Genomic DNA, 16,365 nt, shown 5'->3' with positions numbered 1-16,365 from the left:
GCTGAGAACGTCCCGCCCCGGACCGGCCGGTCCGGGGCGGGACGTTCTCAGCGTCGCACGTTTCCGGGCCGCGGCGTGCGGCCCGGAAACGTGCGCGTGCCGTGTCTCACGCAGCCATCGCCGTGAGCCGCCTCAGCGGCACCTTGTACCGGTGCGGGCGCTCGGCGGAGGTGCGCAGGCCCATCAGCTCGGGGACCGCGACGACCTCGGGGGCGCGGTACGCCGGGCTGTGGAGGTCCTTCGCGACGGTCAGCGCCTGGGAGAGGCCGCCGGGGGCGGTCGCGTCGACGGTGTCCGTGGTCTCGTGCACAACCTGCTGGATCATGTCGTACTCCTTGCCGTGGTTCCTGTCGTCGTTCAGCTCTGCGCGTCGGAGCGGAGCGTGGCCAGGTCGGACTTGACGGTGTTGATCGGGATGGCGAAGCCGAGGCCGACGCTGCCGGCACCGGACGGGTCCGAGCCGGAGGCGGCCGAGTACATCGCCGCGTTGATGCCGATGACGTTGCCGTTCGCGTCGATCAGAGCGCCGCCGGAGTTGCCCGGGTTGAGGGACGCGTCGGTCTGGATCGCCTTGTAGGTGGTGGTGGAGGAGCCGGTGTCGCCGTTGAACTGCCGGCCGCCGAACTCGAACGGCCAGCCTCCGTCGCCCCGCCCCTGCCCCTGGTTCTCGTCGGTCGACACGGTCACGTCCCGGCCGAGGGCGGAGACGATGCCGCTGGTGACGGTGCCGGTCAGCCCCTCGGGGGAGCCGATCGCGACCACCTGGTCGCCGACCGCCACGCCGTCGGAGTCGCCGAGGGCGGCCGCCTTGAGGCCGGAGGCGCCCTGGAGCTTGATCAGGGCGAGGTCCTTGGAGCTGTCGGTGCCGACGACCCGCGCGGTGTACGAGGTGCCGTCGCTGGTCCGCACCCTGATCGACGAGGCACCCGCCACGACGTGGTTGTTGGTGACGACCTCGCCGCCGCTGGTGATGATCACGCCGGAACCGGTGGACGTGCCGTCGGCCAGGGCCGCGGTGATCTCGACGACGCCGGGGCCGGCCGCCCTGGCGATCGCGGCGATGCTGCCCCGCTGGCCGACGGGCACCACGTTGGCGCCGGTGCCGCCGGCGGCGACCGTCTTCTGGCCGGTCAGCTCCTGGAAGGCGAAGGCGGTGCCGCCGCCCACGACCGCGGAGGCGATCGCCACCGCCGCCAGCAGAGCGAGCGGGCCCCGGGAGCGCTTCCTCGCCGCGTGCGCCGGAGGCGTGGGGGACGCGGGAGGCGCGGGGGCGTACGCGGGCGGGGGCGGCCACTCCGGGGTCACCGGGGTCCGGCCGTCACCCCGGGGGTCTGCGTACTCGCCGCTGCGGCGGATGCTCTCGCTCATGACAATGAGAGTGACCCGTGATCATGAGAGACACCTGAGTCCCGGCTGAGAAGCCCGACAGAACCGCGTATGCCCGATGTAAGCGAGCGCCGCGCGGCCGGACTGCTACTCCGCGTCCCCCGGTTCCCCGCAGCCGCAGGAGCTCCGCACCACCAGTCGCGACGGGAACACCCTCAGCCGCTCCCGCCGCGAACCGGCCACCCGCAGCGCGTCGTCCAGCACCAGGTCCACGGCCGTCCGGGCCATCGCCGACCGGTCCGAGGCGACCGTCGTCAGCGGCGGGTCCGTCAGCGCCGCCTCCTTGATGTCGTCGAACCCGGCCACCGCCAGCTCGCCCGGCACGTCGATGCGCAGCTCGCGCGCGGCCCGCAGCAGACCGATCGCCTGGTCGTCGGTGGAGCAGAAGACCGCCGGGGGGCGGTCGGGGCCCGAGAGGATCTCCAGGCCGATCCGGTAGGCGTCGTAGCGGTTGTACGGCGCCTCGAACAGGCGCCCCTCGGTGGAGAGGCCGGCCTCGGCCATCGCGCGCCGCCAGCCCTCGACGTGGTCGGAGACCGGGTCGCCCACGGCCGGGGTGTCGGCCGTGCCGCCCACACAGGCGACGTACTCGTAGCCGTGCTCCAGCAGGTGGCGTACGGCGAGCTGGGCGCCGCCGAGGTCGTCGATGACCACGGCCACGTCGTCGATGGCCTCGGGCCGCTCGTGCAGCAGCACCACCCGGGCGTCCCAGGCCTCGATCTCGGCGGCGGCCCGGTCGTTCAGCGCGTGGCTGACCAGGATCAGGCCGGAGACGCGCATCCCGAGGAACGCCCGCAGGTAGTGGACCTCGCGCTCGGCCACGTAGTCGGAGTTGCCGACGAGCACCATCTTCCCGCGCTCGGCCGCGGCCCACTCCACCGCGTGCGCCATCTCGCCGAAGAAGGGCTGGCGGGCGTCCGGGATGATCAGGCCTATGAGGTCCGTGCGCCGCGAGGCCATCGCCTGGGCGACCCGGTCGGGCCGGTACCCCAGCTCCTTGATCGCGGCGAGGACACGCTCGCGCGTGGCCGGGGCGACCGGCCGGGGTCCGTTGTTGATGACATAGCTGACCACGGCGGTGGAAGTTCCCGCCAGCCGCGCCACGTCGTCCCGAGTCACCTTGGCCACGCGCGGAGTCTACGCGGATTGACCCGCTCCGGGCAGGGCGTGTCGAAGCTTGGGCGGGCGGACGCGGTGCCCTGCCGGAGCGCGCTTACGCCTTCGCGCTGGCCCGCCCGGCCACCGGGCCGTCCGCGGTGCCCGGATTCTTCGGCTTTGACCGGGCGCCCTCGGCCTTGGCCTCGTCCGCGGGGCGCTCGGTCTTCTCGGGGATGACAAATCGGTAACCGACGTTCCGGACGGTCCCGATCAGCGACTCGTGCTCGGGGCCGAGCTTGGCCCGCAGCCGCCGTACGTGCACGTCGACCGTCCGGGTGCCGCCGAAGTAGTCGTAGCCCCAGACCTCCTGCAGCAGCTGGGCGCGGGTGAAGACGCGGCCCGGGTGCTGCGCGAGGTACTTCAGGAGCTCGAACTCCTTGAAGGTCAGGTCCAGCACCCGGCCCTTGAGCTTGGCGCTGTAGGCCGCCTCGTCCACGGACAGGTCGCCGGTGCGGATCTCCATGGGGGAGTCGTCGCCCGCCAGCTGCCGGCGGCCCAGGGCCAGCCGGAGCCGGGCCTCCACCTCGGCGGGGCCGGCGGTGTCCAGCAGGACGTCGTCGATGCCCCAGTCGGCGGTGACGGCCGCGAGGCCGCCCTCCGTGACCACGAGGATCAGCGGGCAGCCGAGGCCCGTGGAGCGCAGCAGCCGGCACAGGCCGCGCGCCTGGGGCAGGTCGCGCCGCCCGTCGACCAGGACGGCGTCGGCGCTCGGGGTGTCCACGAGCGCGGGTCCCTCGGCCGGGGCCACGCGCACGTTGTGCAGCAGCAGGCCGAGGGCGGGGAGCACCTCCGCCGACGGCTGGAGGGCGTTGGTCAGGAGCAGCAGGGAACTCATCGCATCCCTCCCTCGGGCTCCCGGCTCCGCCAGGGCGGGGGAGTCCCCCCTGCCCGGGCCGTCGGGCGTTCGTGCACGGTTCGCTCGTCCATACCGTCTGGTTCCTTCCGGGTCCCTGCGAGGACGTCTGCGGCACTGCTTCGTCGCTTCGTCGGTGTGCGAATCCCGAGCCCCTGGGACCCGCCGCGGCTCCGGGGAGCCACTGCGCGATCGACGGCCCGTACACCCGCGGCTGCCCGCGTCGCGTACAACGCTTCCGAAAGCACGAAAGGACCCGGGGGCTTCGCTGCCCGAGTCCTCTTCGCAGCAGAATAACCGACATGAGCACGGGATCGGCAGGTCATGCGGCGCGTCCGGCGGGCGTCCCGGAGTCCCAGGCGGCGCCGGCAACGCGGGTCAGGACGTTTCTGCGCACGGCGGACGGGGTGGCGCTTGACGCGGTGTACGAGCCCGGAGCGGCCGTGCGCGAAGGCGCGCACAGGGGCGCGTACGGGGGCGCGCACGAGGGTGCGTACGAGGACTCCGGCGACCCGGTGTTCGTGATCGCCCACGGTTTCACCGGCGACCTGGACCGGCCGCACGTGCGCCGGGTGGCGCGGGTCCTCGCGCAGTACGGCGCCGTCGTGACCTTCTCCTTCCGCGGCCACGGGGCCTCCGGCGGACGTTCGACCGTCGGCGACCGCGAGGTGCTGGACCTGGCGGCGGCGGTCGCGTGGGCGCGGGGCTTCGGGCACGCGCGCGTGGTGACCGTCGGCTTCTCCATGGGCGGCTCGGTGGTGCTGCGGCACGCGGCCCTGCACGGCGGCCCGGCGGACGCGGAACGGACCGGGGCGCGCACGGACGCCGTGGTCTCCGTCAGCGCGCCCGCGCGCTGGTACTACCGGGGCACGGCCCCCATGCGCCGGCTGCACTGGCTGGTCACCCGCCCCGAGGGCCGCCTGGTGAGCCGCTACGGGCTGCACACCCGCATCCACCACCGCGACTGGGACCCGGTCCCGCTCTCCCCGGTGGAGGCGGTCCCCCGCATCGCGCCCACCCCGCTGCTGATCGTGCACGGCGACCGGGACGGCTACTTCCCCCTCGACCACCCGCGGACGCTGGCCGCGGCCGCCGGCGGCCACGGGGAACTCTGGCTGGAGCCAGGCATGGGCCACGCCGAGAACGCCGCCGCCGACGAGCTCCTGCACCGCATCGCGCGCTGGACCCGCGCGCAGGCGGGCTAGCCTGACCCTGTTCACTGTCCATGGTCGGTTCACTGCCGAGTGAGCCGAGTGACGCGAGGAACGGGATGGCAGAGGTCACGGTGCGCTACTGGGCGGCGGCGAAGGCCGCGGCCGGGGTCGCCGAGGAGCCGTACGAGGCGGAGACGCTCGCCGAGGCGCTCGACGCGGTGCGCGAGCGGCACCCCGGCGAACTCGTCCGCGTCCTGCGGCGCTGCTCGTTCCTGATCGACGGTGACCCCGTGGGGACGCGCGGGCATGAGACGGTACGGCTGACCGAGGGCGGCACGGTCGAGGTGCTCCCGCCGTTCGCAGGAGGGTGAGCGATGACCGACCGGCCGCATGAGGGGTCCTGGAACGAGAACCCCCACGACGGGTACAACCCGTACGCGCAGCAGTACCCGCAGGCGCCCGCCCCGCAGCAGCCGTACCCGCACCAGCAGGCGTGGCCCGCGCAGCAGGCGTACGACGATCCGCAGGACGCCCACCAGTACACGCAGCAGTGGCAGGGGCAGACCTGGGACACCCAGTCGCACACGCGGCCGTCCGCGGCTGCCGCCGCCTCCGCCGCGGAGACGGCGTACCTGCCACCGGTGGGAGCCCAGGAGCCGGCGGCGGCCCACGCACAGCCACAACCACAGCCACAGCCCGCCGCCGGCCCCTCCGGGGGCGATCCCGGCTACGGACCCGCCACCATCGCCGGCAACGCCCGCGTCACCGACGCCCAGCGGGCCCGCGCCGAGGGGCGTTCGCCGGTCATCGAGCCCGGGATGCAGCCGGCCGCGCTCACCGCGCTGCTGGGGCTGCTGCTGGCCGGCGCGGCCGAGCTCGGCACCTACGCGCTCCTCGTGCCGCTGGTCGTGCTCCAGGCCGTGACGGCCGCGGGCTGGTTCCGGCTGAACGGCATGTGGCCCGCCCGCCAGGGCATCGCCCTCGGCTTCGCCGGCGCGCTCGCCGCGGACGCGGCCGTGCTGGGCGCGGGCCGCGAGAACGCGCCCGCGGCGATCCTGGGCACGCTCGGGGTGTGGGTCCTGCTCTCGCTCGTCCTGCAGCTGCGCTCGCACGCCGACCCGGACGAGCGGATGTACGGCCTGATGGCGACCGTCGCCGCGGCGGCGCTGGCCATCGTGGCGACCGGCTACCTGGCCGCCGCGCCGCACGCGGTCGCGGTCGGCGCGGCGGCGGTCGCGGTGGCCGTTCCGGCGCGTGCGCTGCCGCTGCCCACCGCGGCCTCCGCCGTCGTCTCGCTGCTCGCCGCGGCGGGCGCGGGCATCGCGGTCGGCGGCATGACGGGCCTGGGCGCGAAGGGCGCGCTGCTCGGCGCGGGCGCGGCGGTCTGCGCCCTGATCGGGCACCGGGCGGCCGGCTACGACTACCCCTCGCGCTTCGTGCACTTCACGGCCGGCGTCGCCCTGCCGCTCGCGGCGGCGGCACCGGTGGTGTGGGTGCTGGGACGGGCGCTGGGGTAGCCGTCCCTCCTGTCACAGGTGATCCACAGATTGCCGGGCGGGCCGTTTCCGGGCGTTAGGCTCCCGCAGGACGGCCGTCCGGCCGTCGGTATCGCCGAGCTGGGAGAACACCGCATGCGCGCGCTGCGAATACTTCTGATCATCACCGTGATCCTGGGTGTGCTGTTCGTGGTGGTCGACCGGGTCGCGGTGCACTTCGCGGAGAGCCAGGCGGCGGACAGGCTGAAGTCGACCGAGAACCTGGCGAGCACACCCGACGTGTCCATCAAGGGCTTCCCGTTCCTGACCCAGGTGGCGAGCGGTGAGCTGGACGACATCGAGATCGGCATCAAGGACTACCAGGCGGCCACCGGCAACGGTGAGCAGAGGATCCGTATCGACGACCTCAGGGCGGACATGAGGGGCGTGAAGTTCTCCGGCGACTACCGCTCGGCCACCGCGTCCGACGCCACGGGAACCGCGACCATCGCCTACGACGAGCTGCTCAAGGCGGCCAAGTCCGAGTCCACGCAGGTCGCTCCCGGTGTGACCGCACAGGTGGTCGGCCTGTCCGACGGCGGCGACGGCAGGATCAAGGTCGACGTCGTGGGGACCGTGCTCGGTACGAAGCTGCCCGTCTCGGTGCTCAGCTCGGTCACGGTGAAGGACGACAAGGTCCAGGTCCAGGCCGACACGCTGCCCAAGTTCGGCGGCGTGCAGATCGCCGAGGACAGGATGCGCTCGATCACCGACTTCCAGCAGGCGATCGACCGGCTGCCGGGCGGGGTCCGGCTGGACTCGGTGCGGGCGGTGCAGGGCGGCGTGGAGATCACGGTGAAGGGTTCGGACGTCCGGCTCGCCGGGTAGGACAGCAGCCGGATGACGAAAGGGTGTCCGACTGGCGAGACGCCGTCGTCCGCACCGCAGATGCGGCGCGGGGCCGGGGAGAGGCGCGGACGCCCGGAAGCCGTACGGAGGCGGCCCGGCCACTCCCCTCTTCTCACATAACGGACGATGTTGTCTCAACATCCGACATGCCGGTGACACAACCGCCCGTCCCTCCCTACGATCGACCCCATGCAGCGACAGGCGGATCTCACGAAGCGGCGGGCAGTGGACCTGTGCCGCGTGGCCGCCATGCTCTGTCGCACTTCCTGAACGGGAGCTTCCTCCCGTATCGCCGGCCCCGTAGACGACCCGGGGCCATCCGTGCGCCGCGTACGCCGGCACCGCACCGCGCATCGGCGCGCCCCCGCACCCGCACGCCCCGCCGTAACTGCCCCGGAGGAGATTGAGCATGAGCCGCAGCGACGTACTGGTCGACGCCGACTGGCTCCAGGAGCACCTGGACGACCCGAGCATCGCCATCGTCGAGGTCGACGAGGACACGTCCGCGTACGACAAGAACCACATCAAGAACGCCATCCGGATCGACTGGACCAAGGACCTCCAGGACCCGGTCCGCCGTGACTTCGTCGACCAGGAGGGCTTCGAGAAGCTCCTGTCGGAGAAGGGCATCTCCAACGACCACACGGTGGTCCTCTACGGCGGCAACAACAACTGGTTCGCCTCGTACGCGTACTGGTACTTCAAGCTGTACGGCCACGAGAACGTCAAGCTGCTCGACGGCGGCCGCAAGAAGTGGGAGCTGGACGCCCGCGAGCTGGTCCCCGGCGACGAGGTCCCGGAGCGCCCGAAGACCGAGTACAGGGCCAAGCCGCAGGACGCCTCCATCCGCGCCTTCCGCGACGAGGTCGTGGACGCGATCGGCAAGCTGAACATCGTCGACGTCCGCTCGCCCGACGAGTTCTCCGGCAAGCTGCTCGCCCCGGCCCACCTGCCGCAGGAGCAGTCGCAGCGCCCCGGCCACGTGCCGACCTCCCGGAACATCCCGTGGTCCAAGAACGCCAACGACGACGGCACCTTCAAGTCGGACGAGGAGCTCAAGGCCCTCTACGAGGCGGAGCAGGTCGACCTGGCGAAGGACACCATCGCCCTGTGCCGCATCGGTGAGCGCTCCGCGCTGACCTGGTTCGTCCTGCACGAGCTGCTCGAGGTCCCGAACGTCAAGAACTACGACGGCTCCTGGACCGAGTACGGCTCCCTGGTGGGCGTGCCGATCGAGCTGGGCTCCGGCAAGTAAGCAGGACGGTTCAGACCGTTTCGACCTCTTCGACCTCTTCGAACCTCTGGAGCAGCACATGTGTGGAGCGAAGGCCGGCGGCCCGGACGCCTCGACGATCAGGCCCGGTGAGACGACGATCCAGGGCCAGGTGACCCGCGACGGCGAGCCGGTGACGGGCTACGTCCGGCTGCTGGACTCGACCGGCGAGTTCACCGCGGAGGTCCCCACCTCCGCCACGGGCCAGTTCCGTTTCTACGCGGCCGAGGGCACCTGGACGGTCCGCGCCCTCGTCCCCGGTGCCACCGCCGACCGTACGGTCGTCGCCCAGCAGGGCGGCCTCGCGGAGGTCGCGATCGCGGTCTGACCGCGCACCGTGCCAGAAGGGCCGCGTCCCCCGGGTTGGACACCTGGGACGCGGCCCTTCGGCCTGCCACGGGAGGGTGGTGCGGACCTGCCCTGGGGTCTGTACGCACGGCGGCGTCACGTGGCCCCTTCCTGACGCGCTCCTCGCACTGCTGCGCAGGCTTCGGGCCGCTGCGCCGGCCTCCGGCCGTCGGCTTTCGGTGTGGGCGGGCGACCGGGTGGTGCGGACCTGCCCTGGGGGTCTTGTACGCACGGCGGCGTCACGTGGCCCTTTCCTGACGCGCTCCTCGCACTGCTGCGCAGGCTTCGGGCCGCTGCGCCGGCCTCCGGCCGTCGGCTTTCGGTGTGGGCGGGCGACCGGGTGGTGCGGATCTACCCTGGAGGTCTGTACGCACGGCGGCGTCACGTGGCCCCTTCCTGACGCGCTCCTCGCACTGCTGCGCAGGCTTCGGGCCGCTGCGCCGGCCTCCGGCCGTCGGCTTTCGGTGTGGGCGGGCGACCGGGTGGTGCGGATCTACCCTGGAGGTATGTACGCACGGCGGCGTCACGTGGCCCCTTCCTGACGCGCTCCTCGCACTGCTGCGCAGGCTTCGGGCCGCTGCGCCGGCCTCCGGCCGTCGGCTTTCGGTGTGGGCGGGCGACCGGGTGGTGCGGATCTACCCTGGAGGTATGTACGCACGGCGGCGTCACGTGTACTTCGCCATGATGGGCGTCTGTATCGGACTGTTCGTCCTGGCCTGGGGGGTCGTGCGCATGTGGTCGGTGCCCGCGGCGGTCGGGATGTGCGTGGTCGCCATGGTGATCCCGCCGGTCGCCGCGATGGTCGCCAACCGGCGCGGACCCGAGGACCGCTGGTGGGACGACCCGTCCGGCGACAAGCAGTCCGACGACTGGTGGGACGAGCTGGACGGCAAGAAACGCCGCTGAGCCCGTCGGGGCCTCACGGGTGTCTCAGTAGACGAGCGCCTGCGTCTCGTCGCCCAGCGCCTCCTGGACGAACACCTGCGCGCCCGCGATCCGCACGCCCTCGATCACGTCCTTCTCCGTGATCTCGCGGCGGGCCGCGCACTGCGTGCACAGGGTGATCCGGCCGGCCGCCAGGATCGAGTCGACCAGGTCCGGCAGCGGAGCGGCGTGCGGCAGCTCGAACTCGGCGGCCCGGCCCGGCAGCGCGAACCAGGAGGACTCCCCGGTCAGCCACAGCGAGACGTCGACCCCGCTGGCCACGGCCACCGCCGCCACCGTGAACGCCTGAGAGCACCGCTCGGGGGCGTCCGCCCCCGCCGTCACCTTGATCACGAGCTTCTTCGCCATATTCGAATCGTAATCAACTCCCTTGCAACCCAGGGCGTCACCCGGGGGTCTCCTGTTGAAGCGCGCATACGGAAGGCGCGCTTCCCGTTCTGGGGGAGACGTCTTGGAAGTACCTGAAAGAGCCGATCACCCGACCGCGGCGTCCGAGGCGCAGGAAGCGACCGAGGCCCGAACGGTGCCGGAAGCGCCGGAGGCACCGCGCCACGTGCCCCGCGCCCGCCGACGCGGCCGTACCGCACTCCTCGTCGCCACCGCCGCCGCCCTCGGCGCCGTCGCCGGCACCTGCACCGGCTATCTCGTCCAGGCCGACCGCACACCCACCCCCCTGCCGCCGCTGTCCCAGCCGGTCGTGAAGCAGGCCAAGGGCCAGGTGGAGCCGTTGTCGGCCGCACAGGACCCGCGCGTGCGCACCGACGGCGACCTGCGCAAGCTGCTGGTCCCGCGGCCGAGCGGGGCACGGGACCTTCCGTACCGGCTGGGCGACGACGGCTGGATGAACCTCGCCGAGTACGCGGGCACCTATGACAAGCCGGGCAAGGCCTTCTCGGATCAGCTCACGAGCGAGTTCCGCCGCGTCGCGGTGGCCTCGTGGCGGACCACTGACACGCATACCGTCGAGATCCACCTCGTGCAGTTCCGCCAGGAGGAGCGCATGGGCGCCGAGGACCAGGCCGACGGCGGAATGTACTGGGCGGAGCGCGACTCGGGTAACCGCAGTTGGCCCATCCCCGGCACAGGTGAGGGCAGGGTCTACGTGGACAGCACACCCGAGCGGGAGCCGGGCTACCTCCCGGTGTACTCGGCCGAGGCGCACGCCTGGCGCGGCGACATCGCCATGGACATCTACATCTGCGACACCAAGCCCATATCCAAGAAGGAGATCATGGGTCTGGCCGAGCGGCAGGTGGGGCGGCTGTGAGCGAGCACCTGAACAGCGAACTTTCGAGCAGTGAGCACCCGAGCAGCGAACCCTCGGGCAGCGAGCACCCGAACACAACAGAGGCACCCGCGCCGTCCACCCGGCGCCGGCGTGCCGGTGTGATCGCAGGATGCGTCGTGCTGCTCGCCGCGCTCGCCGGCGGCACCGCTTTCACCGCGAAGACCGTCCGCGACGCCGACCGCGATCCCGGCAAACCCGTCTGGCGCCTGCCCGAGGCGGCGGAGAGCGAGCAGCCCGAGCCCACCGGCCTGAAGGGAATGCTGCTGCCCTACGGCGAGAGCGGATACGGTCCCGGCCCGGACCTGGGCAGGTTCGGCGCCGACGCCGAGCTGAGTGGCGCTCAGGCCACCGCGCTGCACAAGGAGTCGCTGCGGAACCTGCCCCGCTCCCAGCGGCGGCTGATGGAGAAGAAGATCGACAAGCAGCACATCACGGGCATGGTGATGCGCAGCTATGTCAGCTTGCTGAACCCGGGCCAGTACAGCGCGATGGACGCCGAGGACGCCTTCGTCGTCGACATCGTGCTGTCCCGGATGGAGAGCCGGGGGACCGTGCGCTCCATCGCGTCCTTCCAGCAGGAGTTCCTCGACGCCATGAAGATCTTCCGGGCGGGACCCAGGGTCGAGGGTCACAAGAACGCCCGGTGCTTCCTGCCACCCGCGAGCTCCAAGGAGAAGCTCGACCTCGTGATCTGCTCCGCCTACCAGGGCGACGTGCTGGTCAGCGCGACCGCGTACGGGGCCAAGCCGCTGGACAGGGAGGCTGTGGCCCGGATGCTCCGCGTACAGCTCGACCGCATCAAGGACCCGGGGAAGGCCGTATGACCGAGCAGCAGCAGACGTCCGTGAGCGCCGCGCCGCCGATGCCGGACACACCGCCGACACCGGAGGCGCCGCCGGCCGCCGGCGTCCCCCCGCAGCCTCCGCCCGGCAGGGACCGGCGGGTCCTGCGGGCCGTACTGCGCTGGACCGCGGCCGTCGTGGTGTTCGCGGCGGCCGGGGCGGGGACGGCGTACGGCATCGCCGGCATGGACCGCACCGACGTTCCCGGTCTCGCCACCGCCTCGGACGGCCGCTGGGACTACCCGACGCTCACCAAGCCGCCCCTGCCGTCCGGCAGCCCCGGCCCGTTCGCCGAGGACAACGCGGTCGGGGCCCACCACGCCGATCTGCGGGCCCTCGTCCTGCCCGCCCCCAGGGGCGCGACGGAGGACAAGGCCCTGCGCGGCACGGACGGCTGGCTGGAGACGGAGGACTTCCTCGCGGAGTACGCACGGCAGAGCGACCGGAAGAAGCTCGGGCAGCAGCTGACCGACCACGGCCTGCGGCACGTCGCCGCCCGCGGCTGGACCACGCGGGACGGCACGCACACGCGGATCTACCTGCTGCGGTTCAACACCGCGGTGCCGGCGGACGATCTGGTGGAGGGAGAGCTCGCCCCGTACGACAGCCCGGGTTTCCCGGTGCGCGGAGCCGAGACCTCCGTCCACGACGAGGACTTCCCGCCCCAGGCCCGCATCGACGACATCTCGTACTCCGTCTACACCGAGGCCAAGCCCTACGGCGCCGAACAGGTGCGCCACGCGTACCTGACCGCGGGCGACACCCTCGCGGTGATCATCCAGTCCCGCAGGGGCACCGCCGCCGCCGTTCCCTTCCAGCAGACGGTGGCCCTGCAGGGTCAGCTGCTCGCCTGAGCCCGGTCGGCACACCTCACAAAGAGGGCCGGGACCCGGCCGACTAAGCTGGGCCCCGGCCCTGTGTACGCACCGCATCCTGCTCAACCGAGGAGCACCCCGTGGAGATCTTCTTCGAAACCCTGCTGGTCCTGGTCTGCGTCGGCGTCCTCGCCTTCGCCTACCTGACCGTGAAGAAGCTGTACCAGGGCCAGCGCTGACAACGGCCGGCGCTGACGACGACATCCAGGAACCGCTGCTCATGATCGAGATCCCGTCCGACCTCCACAAGGACCTGGTCCCCCTCGCCTTCCTGCTCGGCGACTGGGCCGGCGCCGGCGTGCACGACTTCCCCGGCGCCGAGAAGTGCAACTTCGGCCAGGAGGTCACCTTCACCCACGACGGCCGGGACTTCCTGGAGTACCACTCACGCACCTGGGTGCTGGACCAGGACGGCAACAAGGTCAGGCCGCTGGAGTCCGAGTCCGGCTTCTGGCGGATCGACACCGGCCGCAAGGTCGAGGTCACGATGGTCCGCGACGACGGCGTCATCGAGATCTGGTACGGCGAGCTGGCCCACAAGAAGCCGCAGATCGAGCTGGCCACCGACGCGGTCGCCCGCACCGCCGCCTCCCGCCCCTACACCGGCGGCAAGCGGCTGTACGGCTACGTCAAGAGCGACCTGATGTGGGTCGGCGAGAAGCAGACCCCCGAGGTCGAGCTGCGCCCCTACATGTCGGCCCACCTGAAGAAGGTCGTCACCCCCGAACAGGTCGAGCGCTGGGCCAAGGCCCTTCCGGACGACCTGCCGGACGACGGGATCGCGTTCTTCAAGTAGTCCTAGACTCTCTGGTGTGGTGAGCACCGACTGGAAGAGCGACCTCAGGCAGCGCGGCTACCGGCTGACGCCGCAGCGGCAACTCGTGCTCGAAGCCGTGGACACCCTGGAGCACGCGACCCCCGACGAGATCCTCGGCGAGGTGAGGAAGACCGCGTCAGGGGTCAACATCTCCACCGTCTACCGGACCCTGGAGCTGCTGGAGGAGCTGGGCCTGGTCAGCCACGCCCACCTCGGCCACGGCGCGCCCACCTACCACCTCGCCGACCGCCACCACCACCTGCACCTGGTCTGCCGGGACTGCGAGAGCGTCATCGAGGCCGACGTGGAGGTGGCGGAGGACTTCACGGCCAAGCTGCGGCAGCAGTTCGGCTTCGACACCGACCTGAAGCACTTCGCCATCTTCGGCCGCTGCGAGGGCTGTTCCGCGAGGAGTTCGACCACCGCGTCGTAGGCTTGCCCCTATGAAGAGCCCCCTGCTGTCCCTGCCCGGAGCCGTCCCCGCCGAGGGCGTGGACGAAGGCGTCGCCGCCCACTACGGCGACCTGTTCCGCGAGCAGCGCGCCCTCGCGGACGGCACCGGATTCGTCGACCTCTCGCACCGCGGTGTCGTCGCCGTCTCCGGCGAGGACCGGCTCAGCTGGCTGCACCTGCTGCTCACCCAGCACGTCAGCGAGCTGCCCGCCGGCCAGGCCACCGAGGCGCTGATCCTGTCCGCGCACGGCCACATCGAGCACGCGCTCTACCTGGTCGACGACGGCGAGACGGTCTGGGCGCACGTGGAGCCCGGCACCCAGGAGGCGCTGATCGCGTACCTGGAGTCGATGAAGTTCTTCTACCGGGTCGAGGTCGCCGACCGCACCGGCGACTTCGCCGTCGTGCACCTGCCGGCCGGTTCCATCGCGGAGGTGCCCGAGGGGGTCGTCGTACGGGAGACCGCGTACGGCCGTGACCTGTTCCTGCCGCGTGCGGACCTGGAGTCGTTCGCCGGGACGGCCGGTCCGCCGGCCGGGATCCTCGCCCACGAGGCGCTGCGCGTCGAGCAGCACCGCCCCCGGCTCGGCTTCGAGACCGACCACCGGACCATCCCGCACGAGCTGGGCCTGATCGGTACGGCCGTCCACCTGCAGAAGGGCTGCTACCGCGGTCAGGAGACCGTGGCCCGGGTGCAGAACCTGGGCAAGCCGCCGCGCCGCCTGGTCTTCCTGCACCTCGACGGCAGCGAGGTCCACCTGCCGGCGGCCGGCACGGAGATCCGCCTCGCCGACGAGGGACCGGACGGCCGCAAGGTCGGTTTCGTGACCACGTCCGTACGGCACTTCGAGCTCGGCCCGGTCGCGCTCGCCCTGGTCAAGCGGAACGTCCCGGTGGACGCGCGGCTGATGGCGGGGGACACGGCGGCGGCGCAGGAGACCGTCGTCGAGCCGTAGGGCCCCCGCGGGTCACATCCCCGCGGGTCACATCTCCAGCAGGACGGTGAACGGGCCGTCGTTCGTCAGCGACACCCGCATCCGCGCGCCGAACCGGCCCGTCGCCACCGTCGCGCCCAGCGCGCGCAGCTGGGCGACCACCTCGTCGACCAGCGGCTCGGCGACCTCGCCGGGGGCGGCCGCGTTCCAGGTGGGGCGGCGGCCCTTGCGGGCGTCGCCGTACAGCGTGAACTGGCTGATGACCAGCAGCGGGGCTCCGGTGTCGCTGCACGACTTCTCGTCGTGCAGCATGCGGATCGACCAGAGCTTGCGGGCGAGCTGGGCCGCCTTCTCCTCGGTGTCCTCGTGGGTGACCCCGACGAGGACACACAGTCCCTCCCCCTCGATCGCTCCCACCGTCTCGCCGTCCACGACGACGCTCGCGCCGTCCACCCTCTGCACCACTGCACGCATGCCGACCATCATGCCTGTGGGCCGTCCGGGTGCGGCCGCGGGTTCATATCGTGCTTCTTTCTGTCCCGTAACCCCCCATCCGGGGCCGATCAGGAGCACTCGGTCACATACTGGCCACTCAGAGTGGCACGATGCTTCCCGTACGCGCCGGTCGAGGGGACGGTTGAGGGGCATGAGCACATCGAGTACCGAGCGGCAGCCCGGGGCGGCCTCGCCGATCCACGGGGGCGTTCCGGAGACCCACCGGCCGCCCGTGCAGCGCACCGACAGCCCGGCGCTGCCCGTGGACCGTCCGGAGCCCGGCACGGTCCCGGAGCCCGGCACGGTCCCGGAGTCCGGAATGATTTCGGAGCCCGGCACGGTCCCGGAGCCGGGTCTGGCCCTGCTGAGCCTGCCCGAACTGCGCGCCCTGCGCCGGCAGGCGCAGCGGGACGAGGCCGACCTGAGTTACGTACGGCGGCTGCTGCAGGGGCGGATCGACATCCTGCGCGCGGAACTGGCCCGGCGCGGGCCCGAGTCCGTCCTGGACGCCGGGCAGGCGCCCGCGCCCGAGCAGGCGTCCGTCGTCGAGCGGCTCGCGGAGATCCTCAAGGACGCGCCCGCCCGGCAGCGCTCCTCCGCCCGGCATGTGACGCTCGGCACACCGCACGGGGAGGAGTACCGGCGGCTGGCCGCGCAGATGCTCGCCGAGGTGGAGCTGTCGGACCTGGGCGCCCGTACGGACCTGGAGCTGGGCGCGGCGATGGGCCGGCTCGTGCGGTACGAGCAGCAGGTGTCCGGGCGGCGGCAGGAGCTGCAGCGCACGGCCGACGACTGCAGCGCGGAGATCGCCCGCAGGTACCGTGAGGGAGAAGCACAGGTGGACGACCTGCTCGTCTGACGCCACGGCCGCGGAGACCCCGGGCCGGCGCGGGCGGCCGGCCGTGCCGTGCCTCAGGTTTCCCAGCCCGTCGCCCCGGAAGGCCACCGCCGATGTCCGTGCCGCCGATGTCCACGTCGTCAGCGTCCGTCGTACCCCCCGCCGCACCCCCCGTCCTGGCGGAGGTGGTCCGCTCGGGGTTCGTGGAAGGGCGGCACCGGGGCAGCCTGGTGCTGCTGGCCGCGGACGGCTCGGTCGAGCTCGCGCTGGGGGACGTGACCGCGCCGGTCTTCCCGCGCTCGTCCAACAAGCCGATGCAGG

Annotated in this window: 22 protein-coding genes; 16 read left to right on the top strand and 6 right to left on the bottom strand. The window is 72.3% G+C overall.

Annotated elements, in window-relative coordinates:
* Nucleotides 1–106 precede the first annotated feature (106 nt).
* The 4 genes from RH94_RS27705 to RH94_RS27690 all read right to left on the bottom strand — a co-directional run bounded on the left by RH94_RS27705 (nucleotide 107) and on the right by RH94_RS27690 (nucleotide 3,379).
* Complete coding sequence (locus tag RH94_RS27705) at nucleotides 107–325, bottom strand: hypothetical protein (protein ID WP_073950958.1); 219 nt, start codon at nucleotides 323–325, stop codon at nucleotides 107–109.
* 32 nt (nucleotides 326–357) lie between these two features.
* Entirely contained in the window at nucleotides 358–1,368 is a 1,011-nt protein-coding gene (locus RH94_RS27700; RefSeq protein ID WP_073950957.1) for a S1C family serine protease, read from the bottom strand.
* A gap of 105 nt (nucleotides 1,369–1,473) precedes the next feature.
* Complete coding sequence (locus RH94_RS27695) at nucleotides 1,474–2,514, bottom strand: LacI family DNA-binding transcriptional regulator (RefSeq protein WP_073950956.1); 1,041 nt, start codon at nucleotides 2,512–2,514, stop codon at nucleotides 1,474–1,476.
* Between the two features lie 85 nt (nucleotides 2,515–2,599).
* Nucleotides 2,600–3,379 (bottom strand): response regulator transcription factor, encoded by a 780-nt coding sequence (locus tag RH94_RS27690; protein WP_073950955.1) that lies wholly within the window; start codon nucleotides 3,377–3,379, stop codon nucleotides 2,600–2,602.
* Between the two features lie 320 nt (nucleotides 3,380–3,699).
* Here RH94_RS27690 and RH94_RS27685 point away from each other — a divergent pair, with 320 nt between their 5' ends.
* The 8 genes from RH94_RS27685 to RH94_RS27650 all read left to right on the top strand — a co-directional run bounded on the left by RH94_RS27685 (nucleotide 3,700) and on the right by RH94_RS27650 (nucleotide 9,462).
* Nucleotides 3,700–4,602 carry an alpha/beta hydrolase gene (locus tag RH94_RS27685; RefSeq protein ID WP_073950954.1) on the top strand — a complete coding sequence of 301 codons (903 nt, stop codon included), beginning with the start codon at nucleotides 3,700–3,702 and terminating at the stop codon, nucleotides 4,600–4,602.
* A 65-nt stretch (nucleotides 4,603–4,667) separates the two neighbouring features.
* Nucleotides 4,668–4,922, top strand: a complete 255-nt coding sequence (locus RH94_RS27680) for a MoaD/ThiS family protein (protein ID WP_073950953.1) — start codon at nucleotides 4,668–4,670, stop codon at nucleotides 4,920–4,922.
* A gap of 3 nt (nucleotides 4,923–4,925) precedes the next feature.
* Complete coding sequence (locus RH94_RS27675) at nucleotides 4,926–6,068, top strand: hypothetical protein (protein ID WP_073950952.1); 1,143 nt, start codon at nucleotides 4,926–4,928, stop codon at nucleotides 6,066–6,068.
* Nucleotides 6,069–6,182: 114 nt separating this feature from the next.
* On the top strand, nucleotides 6,183–6,914 hold the full coding sequence (locus RH94_RS27670; protein ID WP_073950951.1) for an LmeA family phospholipid-binding protein: 732 nt from the start codon (nucleotides 6,183–6,185) through the stop codon (nucleotides 6,912–6,914).
* A gap of 210 nt (nucleotides 6,915–7,124) precedes the next feature.
* Nucleotides 7,125–7,205: a putative leader peptide gene (locus tag RH94_RS46805; protein WP_355139345.1), complete on the top strand. Its 81-nt coding sequence runs from the start codon at nucleotides 7,125–7,127 to the stop codon at nucleotides 7,203–7,205.
* Nucleotides 7,206–7,344: 139 nt separating this feature from the next.
* Nucleotides 7,345–8,190: a sulfurtransferase gene (locus RH94_RS27660; protein ID WP_073950950.1), complete on the top strand. Its 846-nt coding sequence runs from the start codon at nucleotides 7,345–7,347 to the stop codon at nucleotides 8,188–8,190.
* A gap of 58 nt (nucleotides 8,191–8,248) precedes the next feature.
* Nucleotides 8,249–8,536 carry a DUF1416 domain-containing protein gene (locus RH94_RS27655; protein WP_073950949.1) on the top strand — a complete coding sequence of 96 codons (288 nt, stop codon included), beginning with the start codon at nucleotides 8,249–8,251 and terminating at the stop codon, nucleotides 8,534–8,536.
* Between the two features lie 668 nt (nucleotides 8,537–9,204).
* The gene (locus tag RH94_RS27650) at nucleotides 9,205–9,462 is read left to right on the top strand and encodes a DUF3099 domain-containing protein (protein ID WP_073950948.1); all 258 of its coding nucleotides are present in this window, start codon (nucleotides 9,205–9,207) and stop codon (nucleotides 9,460–9,462) included.
* A 24-nt stretch (nucleotides 9,463–9,486) separates the two neighbouring features.
* Here RH94_RS27650 and RH94_RS27645 read toward each other — a convergent pair whose 3' ends face one another.
* Nucleotides 9,487–9,849: a DsrE family protein gene (locus RH94_RS27645; RefSeq protein ID WP_073950947.1), complete on the bottom strand. Its 363-nt coding sequence runs from the start codon at nucleotides 9,847–9,849 to the stop codon at nucleotides 9,487–9,489.
* A 175-nt stretch (nucleotides 9,850–10,024) separates the two neighbouring features.
* Here RH94_RS27645 and RH94_RS27640 point away from each other — a divergent pair, with 175 nt between their 5' ends.
* The 6 genes from RH94_RS27640 to ygfZ all read left to right on the top strand — a co-directional run bounded on the left by RH94_RS27640 (nucleotide 10,025) and on the right by ygfZ (nucleotide 14,732).
* A complete protein-coding gene (locus RH94_RS27640) occupies nucleotides 10,025–10,768 on the top strand; it encodes a hypothetical protein (RefSeq protein WP_079189208.1) in 744 nt (247 codons plus the stop codon).
* The gene (locus RH94_RS27635) at nucleotides 10,765–11,613 is read left to right on the top strand and encodes a hypothetical protein (protein ID WP_234426087.1); all 849 of its coding nucleotides are present in this window, start codon (nucleotides 10,765–10,767) and stop codon (nucleotides 11,611–11,613) included. The genes RH94_RS27640 and RH94_RS27635 overlap by 4 nt, the downstream gene beginning before the upstream one ends.
* A complete protein-coding gene (locus tag RH94_RS27630; protein WP_073950946.1) occupies nucleotides 11,610–12,485 on the top strand; it encodes a hypothetical protein in 876 nt (291 codons plus the stop codon). The genes RH94_RS27635 and RH94_RS27630 overlap by 4 nt, the downstream gene beginning before the upstream one ends.
* Nucleotides 12,486–12,726: 241 nt before the next feature.
* On the top strand, nucleotides 12,727–13,302 hold the full coding sequence (locus RH94_RS27625; protein ID WP_073950945.1) for an FABP family protein: 576 nt from the start codon (nucleotides 12,727–12,729) through the stop codon (nucleotides 13,300–13,302).
* Between the two features lie 16 nt (nucleotides 13,303–13,318).
* Nucleotides 13,319–13,756 carry a Fur family transcriptional regulator gene (locus RH94_RS27620; protein ID WP_073950944.1) on the top strand — a complete coding sequence of 146 codons (438 nt, stop codon included), beginning with the start codon at nucleotides 13,319–13,321 and terminating at the stop codon, nucleotides 13,754–13,756.
* Nucleotides 13,757–13,766: 10 nt separating this feature from the next.
* Nucleotides 13,767–14,732, top strand: coding sequence for a CAF17-like 4Fe-4S cluster assembly/insertion protein YgfZ (gene ygfZ / locus RH94_RS27615; RefSeq protein WP_073950943.1), 966 nt, complete (start codon nucleotides 13,767–13,769; stop codon nucleotides 14,730–14,732).
* A 27-nt stretch (nucleotides 14,733–14,759) separates the two neighbouring features.
* Here ygfZ and dtd read toward each other — a convergent pair whose 3' ends face one another.
* Nucleotides 14,760–15,185, bottom strand: coding sequence for a D-aminoacyl-tRNA deacylase (dtd, locus tag RH94_RS27610; RefSeq protein WP_107428843.1), 426 nt, complete (start codon nucleotides 15,183–15,185; stop codon nucleotides 14,760–14,762).
* A gap of 172 nt (nucleotides 15,186–15,357) precedes the next feature.
* Here dtd and RH94_RS27605 point away from each other — a divergent pair, with 172 nt between their 5' ends.
* The gene (locus RH94_RS27605) at nucleotides 15,358–16,065 is read left to right on the top strand and encodes an RsiG family protein (RefSeq protein ID WP_073950941.1); all 708 of its coding nucleotides are present in this window, start codon (nucleotides 15,358–15,360) and stop codon (nucleotides 16,063–16,065) included.
* 107 nt (nucleotides 16,066–16,172) lie between these two features.
* Nucleotides 16,173–16,365, top strand: a 193-nt coding sequence (locus RH94_RS44810) for an asparaginase (RefSeq protein ID WP_234426086.1), incomplete at its 3' end; no start/stop codon positions are given.

The organism is Streptomyces kebangsaanensis, assembly GCF_001906585.1.
GTDB lineage: Bacteria > Actinomycetota > Actinomycetes > Streptomycetales > Streptomycetaceae > Streptomyces > Streptomyces kebangsaanensis.
The sequence above is the reverse complement of the archived record's forward strand: the minus strand, read 5'-3'. Positions and strand labels throughout refer to the sequence as shown.